Annotated in this window: 13 protein-coding genes and 1 pseudogene; all 14 read left to right on the forward strand. The window is 59.2% G+C overall.

From position 1 onward, the window contains the following. Positions 1 to 47 precede the first annotated feature (47 nt). Positions 48 to 503, forward strand: a pseudogene (locus KRAC_RS27955) (NADH-quinone oxidoreductase subunit B); the annotation flags it as partial. Between the two features lie 462 nt (positions 504 to 965). Beyond that, positions 966 to 1,604, forward strand: coding sequence for an NADH-quinone oxidoreductase subunit C (locus tag KRAC_RS27960; RefSeq protein WP_007913076.1), 639 nt, complete (start codon positions 966 to 968; stop codon positions 1,602 to 1,604). A 209-nt stretch (positions 1,605 to 1,813) separates the two neighbouring features. Then, positions 1,814 to 2,974 (forward strand): NADH dehydrogenase (quinone) subunit D, encoded by a 1,161-nt coding sequence (gene nuoD, locus KRAC_RS27965; protein WP_420795829.1) that lies wholly within the window; start codon positions 1,814 to 1,816, stop codon positions 2,972 to 2,974. Then, entirely contained in the window at positions 2,971 to 3,489 is a 519-nt protein-coding gene (gene nuoE / locus KRAC_RS27970) for an NADH-quinone oxidoreductase subunit NuoE (protein ID WP_007913085.1), read from the forward strand. The genes nuoD and nuoE overlap by 4 nt, the downstream gene beginning before the upstream one ends. Positions 3,490 to 3,515: 26 nt before the next feature. After that, on the forward strand, positions 3,516 to 4,847 hold the full coding sequence (nuoF, locus tag KRAC_RS27975; protein ID WP_007913087.1) for an NADH-quinone oxidoreductase subunit NuoF: 1,332 nt from the start codon (positions 3,516 to 3,518) through the stop codon (positions 4,845 to 4,847). Between the two features lie 41 nt (positions 4,848 to 4,888). Beyond that, positions 4,889 to 7,078, forward strand: coding sequence for an NADH-quinone oxidoreductase subunit NuoG (gene nuoG / locus KRAC_RS27980; protein ID WP_007913090.1), 2,190 nt, complete (start codon positions 4,889 to 4,891; stop codon positions 7,076 to 7,078). Continuing rightward, on the forward strand, positions 7,071 to 8,309 hold the full coding sequence (gene nuoH / locus KRAC_RS27985) for an NADH-quinone oxidoreductase subunit NuoH (RefSeq protein ID WP_007913091.1): 1,239 nt from the start codon (positions 7,071 to 7,073) through the stop codon (positions 8,307 to 8,309). The genes nuoG and nuoH overlap by 8 nt, the downstream gene beginning before the upstream one ends. Before the next feature lie 115 nt (positions 8,310 to 8,424). Continuing rightward, positions 8,425 to 9,051, forward strand: a complete 627-nt coding sequence (nuoI, locus tag KRAC_RS27990; RefSeq protein WP_007913093.1) for an NADH-quinone oxidoreductase subunit NuoI — start codon at positions 8,425 to 8,427, stop codon at positions 9,049 to 9,051. Positions 9,052 to 9,063: 12 nt separating this feature from the next. Continuing rightward, positions 9,064 to 9,204 (forward strand): hypothetical protein, encoded by a 141-nt coding sequence (locus KRAC_RS71725; RefSeq protein ID WP_007913095.1) that lies wholly within the window; start codon positions 9,064 to 9,066, stop codon positions 9,202 to 9,204. A gap of 12 nt (positions 9,205 to 9,216) precedes the next feature. Beyond that, a complete protein-coding gene (locus KRAC_RS27995; protein WP_007913097.1) occupies positions 9,217 to 9,741 on the forward strand; it encodes an NADH-quinone oxidoreductase subunit J family protein in 525 nt (174 codons plus the stop codon). Between the two features lie 67 nt (positions 9,742 to 9,808). Continuing rightward, on the forward strand, positions 9,809 to 10,129 hold the full coding sequence (gene nuoK / locus KRAC_RS28000; RefSeq protein ID WP_007913099.1) for an NADH-quinone oxidoreductase subunit NuoK: 321 nt from the start codon (positions 9,809 to 9,811) through the stop codon (positions 10,127 to 10,129). A 12-nt stretch (positions 10,130 to 10,141) separates the two neighbouring features. Continuing rightward, a complete protein-coding gene (gene nuoL / locus KRAC_RS28005; RefSeq protein WP_007913100.1) occupies positions 10,142 to 12,157 on the forward strand; it encodes an NADH-quinone oxidoreductase subunit L in 2,016 nt (671 codons plus the stop codon). A gap of 5 nt (positions 12,158 to 12,162) precedes the next feature. Further along, entirely contained in the window at positions 12,163 to 13,734 is a 1,572-nt protein-coding gene (locus KRAC_RS28010) for a complex I subunit 4 family protein (RefSeq protein WP_007913101.1), read from the forward strand. A 51-nt stretch (positions 13,735 to 13,785) separates the two neighbouring features. Beyond that, positions 13,786 to 15,501 carry an NADH-quinone oxidoreductase subunit N gene (locus tag KRAC_RS28015; protein ID WP_007913102.1) on the forward strand — a complete coding sequence of 572 codons (1,716 nt, stop codon included), beginning with the start codon at positions 13,786 to 13,788 and terminating at the stop codon, positions 15,499 to 15,501. Positions 15,502 to 15,552 lie beyond the last annotated feature (51 nt).

The following is a 15,552-nucleotide window of genomic DNA, read 5'->3' on the forward strand; positions in this document are numbered from 1 at the left end:
AGCCGGTACAGACCTACTCCAACACGCAGACACCACGCGAGCTACCAATGCATCAGAAGGATGGTAGCTTTGGCGTGCTAACCACGCAGGTGAGCAAGATCCTGGATTGGAGCCGTAGCTCCTCTCTCTGGCCCGCGCTCTTCGGCCTGGCCTGCTGCGCCATCGAGATGATGTCGACCAGCGCCAGTCGCTTCGACCTTGCGCGCTTTGGAGCCGAGGTCTATCGCGCCTCACCACGCCAGGCCGATCTGATGATCGTCGCTGGACGCTGCTCGGTCAAGATGGCTCCCGTATTGCGCCAGATTTATGACCAGATGCCAGAACCCAAGTGGGTCATCTCAATGGGAGCCTGCGCCTCCTGCGGTGGCGTCTTCAACAATTACGCCATTGTACAGGGGGTAGATAAGATCGTTCCAGTCGATGTCTTTATCCCAGGTTGCCCCCCTACTCCCGATATGCTATTGTTCGGCTTCAATGAGTTGCAGCGCAAGATTCGTGAGGGCATTCCCAATCCACCCGATCCCCTGAAGGATAGCGGCCTCAAGCTCGTTGGTCCTTCAAACACGAATATGGATCTGTAGGGTCGGCTTCTTTTAGTCCACGCTTGCATGGACCCTACACGATATGCCAATCTTGATTGCCTGCCTGAGAGAAGGTAGCAGCGGCACTTTATACAGAAGAAACGAAACACAAGCGAAAAGTGGGGGCCAACCAGTTTCTGGTTAGCCCTCTTTGTGCGCAAGGGCGGTTATTTCCAATATCGTCTCCTTGCCCTGACGCCGCAGGTGTAAAGCGCGACTCACGTCGCCATGGATCTGGCTTTTAGCTCTACGTTCCCCTACGACCTGCGGCCTATGTTAATGATCTTTAACTAATTTCTTTGGTAGTGATTGCACTCACAACTTGCCATGTTAACTGGTTAAAGTCCCATTCAGTGTTCGGTTACTTTTTTAGGAAGTTATTTTATGGTCATAACAGCAGCTTCTACAGTGGACGTTGTGCGGGAGAAGTTTCCGCAGGGCGTGCTCGAAACCGTTGAACACCGTGACGAGCAGACAATTATCCTCGATCCAGGCTCCCTGGTCGAGGTCTGTCAGTTCCTGAAGGCACAGCTCCAGTACAGTTTTCTTGAGACGGTAACAGCGGTTGATTGGCCAGAGCGCACACCACGCTTCGATGTCGTCTACCAGCTTCTCTCTATTGAACACCAGTGTTTTATTCGTCTCAAGGTGCGTGTGGGTCAGCGACGCGAGGCCCATCCAGAGGTTCCCAGCATTACGAGCGTCTGGGCTGGCGCGAACTGGTATGAGCGCGAGGTCTACGACCTGTTTGGGATTACCTTTGCGGGCCATCCTGATCTGCGCCGTATTATGATGCCTGAGGACTGGACCACTCATCCTCTGCGCAAAGATTATCCCATCTCGGGCTTCGAGCTTCCCGAGCCTCACTGGGGTGGCCAGGTTCCTTATAATGTCGATCCCGGCGTTGGCGATTACTATCAGCAGTCGCTGCGCTCTTCCGAGGGTCGCCAGTTTAATGAGGGCCGCGCACAGATCAATCCTGGTCAAGAGCCAGGCACATTGCCAACAACAGAAGAGGCCTAGATCAGCTCCATGACCTTATACGAAAACCAACCCCCATTCGGGGGCGCGGCGCCAGTCTCGCGGCTAGCGCTAACGCGCTCAGGTTTTCGGAGAGGCACTAAAGAGGACAGCTTATGCAGCAAAAAGAGAAGACGAGTACACCGCTAGCCGGGTACTCCTATACCCTTGATGAGGGGCAGCTCCTCGAAGAGGGTCAGCGTAACGATACGATGACCATCAACATGGGGCCTCAGCACCCCAGTACGCATGGCGTATTGCGCCTCGTTCTGACCATCGAGGGTGAGACCGTTATTAAAGCCGTACCCGATATTGGCTTTCTCCATACTGGCATCGAGAAGACCGCCGAGGTCAAGTCCTACCATCAGGCCCTGGTTCTGACGGACCGCATGGATTACCTCGCACCGCTCAATAATAACCTGGGCTATAGCCTGGCGGTGGAGCGACTCCTGGGCATCGATGACGAGATCAACGATAAGATTAAGTACACACGCGTCATCCTGGCTGAGCTTCAGCGTATCGCGAGCCACCTGGTCTGGCTGGGAACCTCGGCGCTCGATCTGGGCGCGCAGAGCGTCTTCCTCTACTGTTTCCGCGAGCGCGAGATGATCCTCGATATCTTCGAGCTGATCTCGGGCGTGCGTATGATGACCAGCTACATCTGCCCTGGTGGCCTGCAGGCCGAGCTGCCCAAAGGCTTCGAGGCCAAGGTGCGCGAATTCCTGAAGGCCTTCCCGCCGCGCCTGCAAGAGTATCACGACCTGCTGAGCAATAACCAGCTCTGGCTGGAGCGCACGCGCAATATCGGCATCCTGACACAGGAGGATGCCCTGGCCTATGGCGCCTCGGGTCCGACCCTGCGAGGTAGCGGCGTGGTCTGGGATATCCGCAAGGTCTTCCCCTACAGCGGCTACGAGAAGTTTGACTTCGACATTCCAGTCGGCTCCACGGGCGACGTCTATGATCGCTATATGGTGCGCATGCTGGAGATGGAAGAGAGCCGCAAGATCATTGAGCAGGCGCTAGAAGGTCTGCCCGAGGGTCCCTACCGCGTCCAGAACAAAAAAGTCACACCGCCACCCAAGTGGCAGATCACCGGTAGCATGGAGGCCCTGATCCACCACTTCAAGCTCTTCACCGAGGGCTATCGTCCACCCCAAGGCGAGGTCTTTGTGCGCACCGAGGCCCCCAAGGGTGAGCTAGGGTTCTATATGGTCAGCGATGGCGGCCCCAAACCCTATCGCATGCATGTGCGCGGCGCATCCTTCGCCAATTTGCAGGTGCTCCCGCGCATGGTCGAGGGAACCTTCCTTTCGGACGTTGTCGCCGCCATTGGTAGCATTGATATCGTGCTTGGAGAGGTTGATAGATGATTTCAGAGAAGGCTAAAGAGCGCATGCGCGAGCTGGCCAAGCGTTATCCTGCCGCGCGTTCGGCGGTTATGCCCTCGCTCTATATCGCGCAAGAAGAAGAGGGCTATATCACGCGCGCGGGCCTGGAGGCCGTGGCCGAGGCCGTGGGTATGACAATCGATGACGTGGAGAGCGTCGCGACCTTCTATACCATGTACCACAAGCAGGCACCGGGCAAGAAGATCGTGAAGGTCTGCACCAGCATCTCCTGTTATCTGCGCAACTGCGATAGCGTGATGGAACACCTGGAGCAGCGCCTGGGCATCAAGCGCGGCGAGACCACCCCGGACGGCAACTTTACCCTCCAGGGCGTCGAGTGCCTCGCGACCTGCGGCTATGCTCCTGTCATTCAGGTCAATGGGCAGTTCGTCGAGAACGTCACCCTTGAGAAGGCCGATGCCCTCATTGACGACCTTGAGCGCGAATTGAAGCAGGGCAAACAGGTCAACGAGTCCAAGTCCGGTATCTCCCGGTAAAGGCACCAGTTACGAGGAAATGTGCAATGCCAGAAACAGCCAAGTTTCTTACAAAATATATCGATGTGCCGGGAATCGACACGCTTGAGGTCTATCGCCAGAACGGGGGCTATGAGGCCCTGGCCAAGGCCCTGAAGAGCGAGCCAGACCAGATCGTAGAAGAGATCAAGAAGTCTGGTCTGCGCGGACGCGGTGGCGCGGGCTTTCCCACGGGTATGAAGTGGAGCTTCCTGGCCAAGAACGATAAGCCACGCTACCTCTGCTGCAACTCGGACGAGAGCGAGCCAGGCACCTTCAAGGACCGCATGTTGATGGAGCGCAACCCACACCTGCTGGTCGAGGGCGTGCTTATCACCAGCTATGCCTGTCGCGTCAAGACGGCCTTCATCTACATTCGTGGCGAGCTGCCCTACGCGGCGGACCAGGTCCAGCGCGCCGTTGATGAGGCCTATGAAGCGGGCCTGATCGGCAGTAACATCCTGGGTAGCGATTATAGCATCGACGTGATCGTTCACCGTGGCGCGGGTGCCTACATCTGCGGCGAAGAGAGTGCGCTGATGGAGTCGCTGGAGGGTCGCCGTGGCTATCCTCGCCTCAAGCCACCCTTCCCGGCGGTGGTCGGCCTCTATGGCGGTCCCACGGTTATCAATAACTGCGAGACACTCTGCACCGTGCCCGCGATTATTGAGCAGGGTGGCGAGTACTACGCCTCCTTCGGCACAGAGAAGAGTAAAGGCACGCGTATCTTTGGTTTGAGTGGACACGTCAAGAAGCCCGGCAACTACGAGGTGGCCCTGGGCATACCTCTGCGCACGCTTCTCTATGATGAACAGTATGGTGGTGGCATCCTTAACGACCGCCAGGTCAAGGCCGTCATTCCCGGCGGTTCCTCGACCTTCTTCCTGGGTCCCGACAAGCTAGACATTCCCATGGACTATGAGTCCGTAGCGGCGGCTGGCTCGATGCTCGGCTCAGGTGGTGTGATCGTTATTAATGACGAGACCTGTATCGTTGGAACCATCGCGCGTGCAGTCGAGTTCTATCGCGATGAGTCCTGCGGTAAGTGTACGCCCTGCCGCGAAGGCACCTACTGGCTCACCGAGCTTCTTGAGCGCCTGGAACATGGGCACGGCAAGATGAAAGACATCGACCTGCTCACCAGCATCTGCGGCAATATCAGCGGGAAGTCGTTCTGCCCCCTGGGCGACGCGGCAACCAGCCTGATTACCAGCGGCGTGCGCATGTTCCGCGAGGAGTTCGAGTACCATGTGACGCACGGCCACTGCATGGTCGGCGGGCATCACAAGCACACGATCATCAACGCAGAAGCCGCCACGTTAAGCGCTGGCGCCAATTAATTATCCATAGGAATGATACAAACCGTCAGGTAGAAATAATTATGCCAGAAGAGAAAAAGGACGAACTCGTACACCTCACCATCGATGGCATTCCCGTCGAGGTTCCGCCAGGTACCCTGGTGTGGGCCGCCGCGCAGAAGGCTGGTATCGAGGTGCCGATCTACTGCTACCATCCCAAAATGCCGCCGCTGGGTGCCTGCCGCATGTGCTTCGTTGAGGTTGAGAACATGCCCAAGCCCCCTCAGACGGCGTGTACCACGCCTGTGAGCGAGGGTATGGTAGTGCATACCAAGACCGAGAAGGTGCTGAACGCGCGCCAGGGTACGCTGGAGTTCCTGCTCATCAATCACCCGCTGGACTGCCCGATCTGCGACAAGGCTGGCGAGTGCGACCTGCAAGACTTCACCCTGCGCCATGGACCCGGCGGGACGCGCTTCGATCTCAACAAGCGCCACTATCCCAAGCCTGTGCCCATCAGCAAGGATATCAACATCGACCGCGAGCGCTGCATTCTCTGCCAGCGCTGCACGCGTTTTAGCAGCGAGATCTCGATGGACAACGGCCTGGTTATGATCTCGCGCGGCTACAAGATGGAGGTCGGCACGGCCCCCGGCAACGCCTTTGACTCAAACTTCTCCGGTAATACGGTGGAGATCTGCCCGGTGGGCGCGCTAACGGCCACAAGCTATCGCTTCAAGGCTCGCCCCTGGGAGCTCAAACGCGTTCCCAGCGTGTGTAATAACTGTAGCGTCGGCTGTAATGCGCGCGTCGATGTGCGCGTCGACCGCGTGACGCGCCTGATGTCGCGCAACAACGACGCCATCGATGATGGATGGCTGTGTAACCGTGGTCGCTGGGAGTTTGACTATGTGAACAATCCCGAGCGCCTGCGCACACCCCTGATCCGTCGCAATGGCACGCTTACACCCGCCTCCTGGCCCGAGACCATCGCCTATGTCGCTCAGCGTCTGCAAGAGATCGCGAGCAAGCATGGCGCGCAGGCCATCGGAGGTATCGGCTCGACCCGCACCACCAACGAAGAGACCTATCTCTTCCAGAAGCTGCTGCGCGAGGTCCTGGGCACGGCCAACGTTGATCACCATCACGGACTCTTCCTCGGCCCGCGCGACCGCCTGACCGGCAAGCCCTGGATGATGACCAACAGCATCGCCGGACTGGAGAAGGCTGGACACATCGTGCTGGTCGCCTCCGATCCCTATGAGCGCCAGCCAGTGCTCAACCTGCGCATCAAGAAAGCCATGAAGGCCGGAGCCAAGATCAGCATCATCAACTCGGAGACCACCGAACTGGATCGTTTCACCAATAGCCCCTACAAGGCGGCCAAGGTGAATGTCCCTCAGAATGGCGCGGGCAAGGCGGCCAAGCTGCTGCTCAACTACGTTCTGGAGGCGGGTGAGGTCCAGACCAGCGGCTACGAGGATATCAAGAGCAAGGTTGGCCGTGAGAAGGGCGTTATCGCCGAGGCTGAGAGCGCCTTTGGTGCCGAGGTCGTGGCGCAACTCCGCCAGTTGGCTCAGGAGATCGTCAGTGCTGGCAGCGCCGCGAAGGGCGCGGTCATCCTGTACGATGAGATGGCGACCCTCGATCCCGGTTGCGAAGACCTGGCCGCCGACCTGCAAGCCCTGGCATTTGTCACCAAGAACATTGACCGCGAGGGCGCGGGCGTTGGCCCCCTCTTTGAGGATGCCAACTCGCTCGGCGCGCGCGACATGGGTCTGTTGCCCGACGCGCTTCCTGGTTACCAGGCGACGACGACGGTTGGTATGACCTACAATGAGATGCTCACTGGCTCACAGTTGAAGGCCCTCTTCGTCATGGGTGCCAATCCGCTGCGCCATCTGAATGGCGCGACCCTGCCCCAGTCCATCGAGTTCCTGGTCGTGCAGGACGTCGCCCTCAACGAGACCGCCCAGCAGGCCGACGTGGTTCTGCCCGCCGTGACCTTCGCCGAGAAGGACGGCACCATGACCAACCTCGACCACCATGTGCAGCTCGTACGCAAGGCCCTGCGGCCCCTGCCCGGCGCCAAGGCCGATTGGGAGATCCTAATCCAGCTCGCCCAGGCCCTGGGAGCCGACTGGAACTATATGCACCCCCGCGATATCTTCGACGAGATCGCCGAGCACAACCCCTTCTACGCGGGCCTGGCCCACGAAGATCTGGGCATGCAGGGCGTTCGCTCGTTGGAGCAGGAGGTAGCTCATGCTTGATTTCTTAAACAACGAGATCGTCGCCGCGGTCATCAAAAGCGCTATCGTTATCGCGATCCTGCTCACGGTCTTTGCCTATATGACGCTCATCGAGCGTCGCGTGCTGGCGAAGATCCAGGGTCGCCTGGGACCAAACCGCGTTGGCCCTTTCGGTCTCTTACAGCCGCTCGCCGACGGCATCAAGATGGCTTTCAAAGAGCAGCTTGTTCCGGGGCAGGCGCGTAAGTTTATCTACGGTATCGCGCCAATCCTCTCAACCATCGTGGCGCTCTCGGCCTTTGCCGTGGTGCCCATTGGTCTCAACTGGAGCGGCAAGACCAGCGTACACAATGTTTGGGATCCCCTGATTGCCGATGTCAACATTGGCCTGCTCTGGATCCTGGCTATCTCTTCGCTGGCAGTCTACGGCATCGTGCTCGGTGGCTGGGCCTCCGGCAACCGTTACTCCATGCTGGGCGCTCTGCGTAGCGCGGCACAGATGGTCTCTTACGAGACCAGTCTGAGCCTGGCCCTCGGCAGCGTACTCATGTGGTCTCAGACCCTGAGTATGGTCGGCATTATCGATATGCAGCGAGCCTCTGGCATGTCCTGGTTCATCCTGGCGCAGCCCCTGGGCTTTGTCATCTATCTCATCGCGGGCATCGCCGAGACCAATCGCGCGCCATTTGACCTGCCCGAGGCCGAGCAAGAGTTGACCGCGGGCTACCTGACGGAATACGCAGGCCTGCGCTGGAGCCTCTACCAGATGGCTGAGTATATCAACATGATCACGGTCAGCTCGGTGGCGACAACGCTCTACCTGGGTGGCTGGAGCCTCTTCGGCCTGGAGACGCTCTTCCCTGGCGCTTCGATCATCATCTACGTCGTCAAGATTGCCATCTTCCTGTTCATCTTTATGTGGTTGCGCGCGACCCTACCACGTATCCGTTATGACCGCCTGATGCGCTTCGGCTGGCAGTTACTGCTGCCCCTGGCCGTCCTCAACGCGGTAATCACCGCCTTTGTGGTGGCGCTGGGTTGGCACTGGGCGATCAGTGGTGTGGCTGGCCTGGTCGTGCTCGCGGTCATGTTCTTTGTCGCTCGCCGTCAGGGCTTCAGCGAGGGCACGCGCTTTGAGGAGAAGCAGGGCAAGCTCCTGCTCCCCACCTCGGTTCGCCTGGTCAAGTACGAGCCCAAAGCCGTCACCGAAAGCACCAGCTCCGAGCAAGAGCCAACAGCAGTTCAAGCGTAGAAAGAGGGGAGGTGCAGGAGGGTCTCCCTCCTGCCGGGGTGTGGGGTGTCCCCACAAAATTCCCCCTTCTTACTTCATACTTAAGAACGCGTCCTTAAAGCTTTAAGGAGTTCATATGTCTTTTGAAATTCTCAAGGGTATGACCACGACCCTGAAAAATATGGGCAAGAAGCCTACCACCATCTCCTATCCCGAGGAGGAGCGAGAACTGGCGCCGCGCTTCCGCGGACGCCATGTGCTGCACCGCTATGACAACGGGTTGGAGCGCTGTGTGGGCTGCTATCTCTGCGCAGGAGCTTGCCCAGCTGACGCCATCTACATCGAGGCTGCGGAGAATACCGAGGAGGAGCGCGTCTCTCCAGGTGAGCGTTATGCCCGCGTCTTCGATGTCAATATGCTGCGCTGTATCTTCTGTGGCTATTGCCAGGCGGCCTGTCCTACGGGCGCGATTACCCTGGAGAAGGAATACAAGCTGGCCTCGTTCCATCCGGAAGACCTGGTTTATCATAAAGAGCAGCTTCTGGAGCCGAAGGGCAGCGCGACCGTTGGCTCGAACGAGGTCTGGGCCGATCCCGCGCCCGAACCTGATTCGGCTGAGCAGCCTGTGCCGCAGAAGGGCAATGCCTTCGATGGCTCACAGGCCAGCGCGACTGCGGTCGGCCTGGGCGACTACCAGACTGAGCGCCCCGTGCTGTTCGAGAATCCTGACCAGGACGCGGACCGCCGCCAGCTAGGAAAATAAGGAATCGTTATTATGACACCTACGATACTCGCATTCGCCGTGCTGGCAGTCGCCAGCGCGACTGCGGTCGGCCTGGGCGACTACCAGACTGAGCGCCCCGTGCTGTTCGAGAATCCTGACCAGGACGCGGACCGCCGCCAGCTAGGAAAATAAGGAATCGTTATTATGACACCTACGATACTCGCATTCGCCGTGCTGGCAGTCGCCAGCGCCGCCTCCGCTATCGGGGTCATCGCCTTTAAGAACGCCGTCTACAGCGCGCTCAGCCTGATTCTGACGCTCTTCTTCCTGGCGATGTTCTATCTGCAACTGGGCGCGATGTTTATCGCCGTGGTGCAGGTCCTGATCTACGCGGGCGCGATCATGGTGCTCTTCCTCTTCGTCGTGACCATGCTCACATCTGATGCGCAGGACAAGGGAGAGGATCGCATCCCCTGGCAACGCTATGTCGGCAGCCTGCTGGGCGTAGTCCTGGTTGGCGCGCTGAGCTACCTGATCTTCAAGAATGTCTCTGGTAGCCCAACAGTGCTCAAGGCCGGTGAGAGCTATAGCCATGCCGTCGCCACGCATGGCAACGTTGAAGCCTTTGGGCTGGCACTCTTCCATGGTTACCTCTTCCCTTTTGAGGTCACCAGCCTGTTGATCGTGGTCGCCATCCTGGGCGCCCTGGTCTTCGGTCGGAGGGCCTGAGATGAAGCTATTCTTCCCTGTTTTTCAGGGTCTTCGCTGAACGTGAGGATGGAGGTCTTTTTCTAACATGCCTGAAATTTCTACATTGCCGCCACTCTCAGCGTATCTGATCGTCAGCGCCATATTATTCGGTATCGGTGCGATTGGCGTGCTTATCCGGCGCAACCCGCTGGTAATCTTTATGTCTATTGAGTTGATGCTCAATGCCGTCAACCTATCGCTTGTGGCCTTTTCAACATTTCTCGATTCCGCGGATGGACAGATGTTTGTCTTCCTGGTGCTGACCGTGGCCGCCGCCGAGGTGGTCGTGGGCCTGGCCATTATCGTCTCCATCTTCCGCACCCGCCGCAACATTGATGTTGACGAGATGAATATGTTGCGAGGCTAATGAGGGGGCAGTATGATCAATCTTAGTCTGTGGGTACTGCTACCACCCTTGCTCGGTTTTATCGTGCTGGGGCTGGTTGGCAAAGTCTTGCCCCGCGCCGCGATCCTGACCGTGGGCTGGGGCGCGTGTGGCCTTGCCTTTCTCTTCGCGCTAAGCAACTTTGTCTCGATGCTCGGCACATCAGCCGCCAATAACGGCCGTGTCAATGATACAGTGGTCTATCACTGGATCACGTCGGGCACTGGTAGCGGCGCGTTCAATGTCGACTTCGGTCTACTGCTCGATCCCCTGACCGCGACGATGTTGCTGGTCGTGACGGGCGTGGGCCTGCTGATCCATATATACTCGGCAGGGTATATGGAGGATGATCCGGGGTTCTGGCGTTTCTTCGCCTATCTGAACTTTTTTATTTTCTCGATGGTGTTGCTGGTCACCGCGGATAACTTCCTCTTCCTGCTGATGGGCTGGGGCCTGGTGGGCCTGGCCTCGTTCCTGCTGATCGGGTTCTGGTACCAGCGCTCGGCCCCTGTGGCCGCAGCACGTAAGGCCTTCGTCATCAACGTCATTGGTGATTTCGGCCTGATGCTGGCCATCTTCCTGATCTTCCTGAACTATGGCACGCTGAACTTCCAGAGTGTCTTCACGAACGTCAACGCGGTCTCGACCGGTAGCGCGACAGCCGTGGCGATTACGCTGCTGATCTTCGTGGCCTGTGCCGCCAAGTCGGCGCAGTTACCACTCTACATGTGGTTGCCCGACGCCATGGAAGGCCCGACACCCGTCAGCGCCCTGATCCATGCCGCGACGATGGTGACCGCTGGTGTCTACCTGGTGGCACGCGCACATCCGCTCTTCCAGATCGCGCCCGTGGCGCTCAACGTTGTAGCGGGTATCGGTGGCGCGACGGCGCTCTTCGCGGCGACCATCGCCCTGGTACAGCTAGATATCAAGCGCGTCCTGGCCTACTCGACCATCAGCCAGCTGGGCTATATGTTCATGGCCGAGGGCGTCTACAACTATTCGGCAGGCATCTTCCACCTGCTGACGCATGCCTTCTTCAAGGCCCTGCTCTTCTTGGGCGCGGGCGCGGTGATTCATGCCCTGGGCGGCGAACAGGATATGCGCAATATGGGTGGCCTGCGTAGCCGCTTGAAGATTACCTTCTGGACCTTCCTCTTCGCGACCTGGGCCATCAGTGGTCTGCCACCCCTGGCCGGTTTCTGGAGTAAGGACGAGATCCTGGGTTCGATCTTCGCCCAGGCCGTGCATACCGCCAACTACGGCTACTACGTGCTGTGGGGTGTCGGTATCCTGACGGCTGGCCTGACCGCCTTCTATATGTTCCGCCTCTTCTTCTCCATCTTCTATGGCGAGTATCGCGGCGGCGCGGCGGTCCAGTCCGCGCACGAGGATGACGAGGAAGAAGACCTGGCTCCCGCGAATCATGGCCACGGCCATGGCGCGCCCGCCAGCATCTACCAGGTCTACGAGGTTCCGGCTGTCATGTGGATGCCGCTGGCGATCCTGGCCTTCCTCTCGATCATCGGTGGTGTCTTCGGCTCCTTCTCGCTGATCGGCCTGCCTAACTGGTCGCCGCTGGGCAACTTCCTGGCTCCGGCCTTCTCGGGTGTTCAGACTCCTGAAATCTCGCTGGGTCTCGAATGGGTCTCGGCTGGCCTGAGTATCGCAGCAGCGCTTGTAGGTTTCTTCCTGGCTCGTGCTCGTTACGCGCAGGGCTTTGCCTACAAAGAAAGCACCAGCCCGGTCTACAAGCTGCTCTTCAATAAGTACTATGTCGATGAGGCCCTTGGCTGGATCATCGTCAAGCCCGTTCAGGGCGTGGGTCGCCTCGCCACGCGCTTCCTCGATGGGAGCCTGCTGGGCGGCATCAATACTGGTATTACCGCGCTCTTCCGCGGTTCGAGCAGTGGCATCCGTCGCCTGCAAACCGGCTATATGCGCAACTACGCGCTGGCGATCCTGTTCGGCGTGCTGCTGATCGTTCTGTACTACGCGGTGAGGGGGTAGAAGTTATGCAGTCGTACATTCTCTCGTTACTGATCTTCCTCCCGCTAATTGGAGGAGCCGTTGTGCTCTGTCTGCCGAAGGCGAACCAGGTACTCATTCGCTGGGTTTCGCTAGCCTTCGCAAGCGCCAACGTGCTATTCTCGTTCATTCTGGCTCTGCTGTATTCGCAGGCCACGGTGAGCAATTTCAGCCATTCGAGCTTCCAGGAGCGCCTGCCCTGGATTCCTTCGATTGGCATCAACTATACCCTGGATGTCGATGGCATCAGTCTGCTGCTGGTCGTGCTGACCTCGCTGCTCGGACTGGTGTGTATGGCAGCCTCCTACCGCCAGCAGAAGCGCTTTAAGAGCTACATGGCCTTTATGCTGCTCTTGCAAAGCGGTATCCTGGGCGTCTTTCTCTCGGCGAACCTCTTCCTCTTCTACATTTTCTGGGAGTTGATGCTGATTCCAGCCTACTTCCTGGTGGGCACCTGGGGCGGAGAGCGCCGCATTTATGCCGCGTTCAAGTTTGTGCTCTATACCTCGGCGGGTAGCCTGCTGATGCTGGCTGGCATTATCGCCGTGGGCTACTTCTATACGCGGACGGTGGGTGCAGGCTGTGGCTTCACGCTCGATATGGGCACCCTGACTAACGGTCTGACCAATCCCAATACGGGTGCGGTCACCTGCGCGGCCCATTTCGATAGCACAACGCAGCTCTGGCTCTTCCTGGCCTTCGCGGCGGCCTTCGCGGTCAAGATTCCCTTTGTGCCGTTCCATTCCTGGCTACCGGATACCTATAGCGAGGCGCCCGCGCCCGTGACGGCTATCCTGGCTGGCGCGATGTCGAAGACTGGCGCCTATGGCTTCCTGCGCATCTGCATTCCGCTCTTCCCGCTGGCAGTGCAGGCCCTGGCCCCGTTCTTTAGCATTCTGGCCGTCGTCGGTATTCTCTACTGCGCGGTCCTGGCCCTGGTTCAGACGGATCTCAAGCGCATTCTGGCCTACTCCAGTATCAGCCACCTGGGCGTGGTTATGCTGGGTATGTTCGCCTTTAACGCGCAGGGCGTCGAGGGTTCGGTCCTGCAGATGGTCAACCATGGTATTACGACCGCGGCCCTCTTCCTGATCGCGGGCTACATCGAGGAGCGCGTGGGAACGCGCAACATCGCCGATTTTGGCGGCATCGCGACACGTGTGCCGATCATGGCGACGGTGCTGCTGATCGCGGCCCTCTCGTCGCTGGGTCTACCTGGACTCAACAGCTTCGCGGGCGAGTTCCTCTCGCTGCTGGGCGCGTTCCGCAGTAACGTGACTCTGGGTGTGCTGGGAACCGCCGTGGTCGTCCCTGCCGCCTGGTACATGCTGCGCTTCTTCCAGGGCGTGATGACGGGTCCAGGCCCGGCCCTGGGTCCGGTGGCGCAGGTCACACGTCGCGGCGGCCTGGCGGATATCCGTATGGGCGAGTTCCTGGCGATCTTACCACTCCTGGCGTTGATCTTCTACATCGGCTTGCAGCCTGCGCCGCTCACCTTCCTGCTGCACCAGCCGGTGTTGAACACGATGCAAAATCTAGGCAATGCGTTCATCAAATGAGCGTAGAGGGAGCCGCCATAAAGGAGGCTCCTCTCTCACGAGGTATGGTCAATGACGTTTACATTCACTGTCACCGCCGCTGATTGGTGGCGAATAGCGCCATTAGTGGTCCTGGTGGGCATGGCTCTCATTGTGATGCTGGTTGATGCCGTATTGCCGCATGAGGGTGAGCGCACCAAGCATAGCGGGCCACAGAACTACACCATTCTGCCAATTCTGGCATTTGTGGGTGTGGCTGGCGCTATCGGAACCACGATCGGGCTTTTACTTGGCGGGAATCAGGGCGAGGCCTTTAATGGCATGGTTGGCTCAGATCAGGGCACGCAACTGGCGTACCTGATTATCCTGAGCGCCGCTGGCCTGGGCATCCTGCTCTCGCCGCCGTATCTCAAGCGCCTGCAACTGGTACACCAGGGCGAGTATTACACTCTGATGCTCCTGGCTGCCGCGGGCATGATGCTGCTGGCCGCTTCGACCAGCCTGCTTACGATCTTCCTGGGCATTGAGATGCTCTCGCTGGCCCTGTATATTCTCTCGGGCTTCATCGAGCGCCGTCGCGCCTCGCTGGAGTCAGGTATGAAGTACTTCCTGCTCAGCTCCTTTGCCTCGGCCTTCCTGCTCTATGGCCTGGCCCTGACATATGGCGCGACCAGAAGCACACGTTTCCAGGATATCGCCTTCTTTGCCTCGCACCTGCCTGGCGCAGCTAACGGCACGGCACAGGCTCCGATTCTTCTGATCGTGGCCCTAGGCCTGCTCACGGTAGGCTTCGCCTTCAAAGTCTCGGCGATTCCCTTCCAGGCCTGGACGCCCGACGTCTACCAGGGCGCGCCCGCTCCTGTGACGGCCTTTATGTCGGTCGGCACCAAGGCCGCTGCCATGATCGCCTTTGGGCGTCTCTTCGGATTGGTTCTGCTGCCCTTCCATGATACCTGGGCGCCCGTGATCTGGGCCATCGCCATCCTGACCATGGTTGGCGGCAATATCATGGCCGTGGTACAGACCAACGTCAAGCGCCTGCTGGCCTATTCCAGCATCGCGCACGCTGGCTATATGCTGATCGGCATCGTGGTGGGTGGCACGCTCGGCATGAGCGCGCTACTCTTCTACCTGGCCTGCTATACCTTCCTGAACCTGGGCGCCTTCGGCACAATCTCAGTTCTAGAGGGCCTGGATAACGGGGGTAGCAGCTCCAACGATCTGCGCGGTCTCTGGTACCGACGCCCGGTCGTAGCTGGTCTGCTGGCCTTCTTCCTGCTGGCCCTGGCGGGCTTCCCGCCCATGGCAGGCTTCGCTGGCAAGTACTACATCTTCTACGCCGCGCTCGCGGGTGGGCATCCTGAACTTCTGATCATTGGTGTCCTCGCCAGCGTCCTGGGTATGTATTACTACCTGCGCGTCATCGCCACCATGTTCATGGAGCAGACGGAGGAGGAGAAAGAGGCACCGACCCTGGGAACCGTTCCAGCCTCGCCCAAGGTCAGCGAGTCTCGCCGCCCGGCACGTTCGGCTGGTGCCACTCGGAGCACCACCGCGACGCTCTCGCGTGGTGGCGCCGCCGTCGCCGTCAAACCAGAGACACGCACGGCTGTGGTGAACTCACCTCTCCCCGCCGAGGCAGAGGAGCAAGATCCAGCGCCCAGCCTTAACTGGTTCGCCTGGACTGCCCTGGTCATCGCGGCCATCGGCACACTCGCGGTCGGTACGGTCCTGCCCTTCTGGCTCGTCCAGCTCGCGCAACAAGCCGCGCCTATGATGCTCAAGTAAGAGTACAGCAAAGTAAAGAAGAGGCCCGCCGTTCGCGAACGGCGGGCCTCT

This window comes from Ktedonobacter racemifer DSM 44963 (genome assembly GCF_000178855.1).
GTDB classification, from domain to species: domain Bacteria; phylum Chloroflexota; class Ktedonobacteria; order Ktedonobacterales; family Ktedonobacteraceae; genus Ktedonobacter; species Ktedonobacter racemifer.

Coding starts and splice junctions, on each gene's coding strand:
- nuoD (WP_420795829.1), top strand. CDS start 1,814: ATGACCATCAACATGGGGCCTCAGCACCCCAGTACGCATGGCGTATTG.
- KRAC_RS28010 (WP_007913101.1), top strand. CDS start 12,163: ATGCAGTCGTACATTCTCTCGTTACTGATCTTCCTCCCGCTAATTGGA.
- nuoG (WP_007913090.1), top strand. CDS start 4,889: ATGCCAGAAGAGAAAAAGGACGAACTCGTACACCTCACCATCGATGGC.
- KRAC_RS27960 (WP_007913076.1), top strand. CDS start 966: ATGGTCATAACAGCAGCTTCTACAGTGGACGTTGTGCGGGAGAAGTTT.
- KRAC_RS28015 (WP_007913102.1), top strand. CDS start 13,786: ATGACGTTTACATTCACTGTCACCGCCGCTGATTGGTGGCGAATAGCG.
- nuoI (WP_007913093.1), top strand. CDS start 8,425: ATGTCTTTTGAAATTCTCAAGGGTATGACCACGACCCTGAAAAATATG.
- nuoK (WP_007913099.1), top strand. CDS start 9,809: ATGCCTGAAATTTCTACATTGCCGCCACTCTCAGCGTATCTGATCGTC.
- nuoH (WP_007913091.1), top strand. CDS start 7,071: ATGCTTGATTTCTTAAACAACGAGATCGTCGCCGCGGTCATCAAAAGC.
- nuoL (WP_007913100.1), top strand. CDS start 10,142: ATGATCAATCTTAGTCTGTGGGTACTGCTACCACCCTTGCTCGGTTTT.
- KRAC_RS27995 (WP_007913097.1), top strand. CDS start 9,217: ATGACACCTACGATACTCGCATTCGCCGTGCTGGCAGTCGCCAGCGCC.
- nuoF (WP_007913087.1), top strand. CDS start 3,516: ATGCCAGAAACAGCCAAGTTTCTTACAAAATATATCGATGTGCCGGGA.
- nuoE (WP_007913085.1), top strand. CDS start 2,971: ATGATTTCAGAGAAGGCTAAAGAGCGCATGCGCGAGCTGGCCAAGCGT.
- KRAC_RS71725 (WP_007913095.1), top strand. CDS start 9,064: ATGACACCTACGATACTCGCATTCGCCGTGCTGGCAGTCGCCAGCGCG.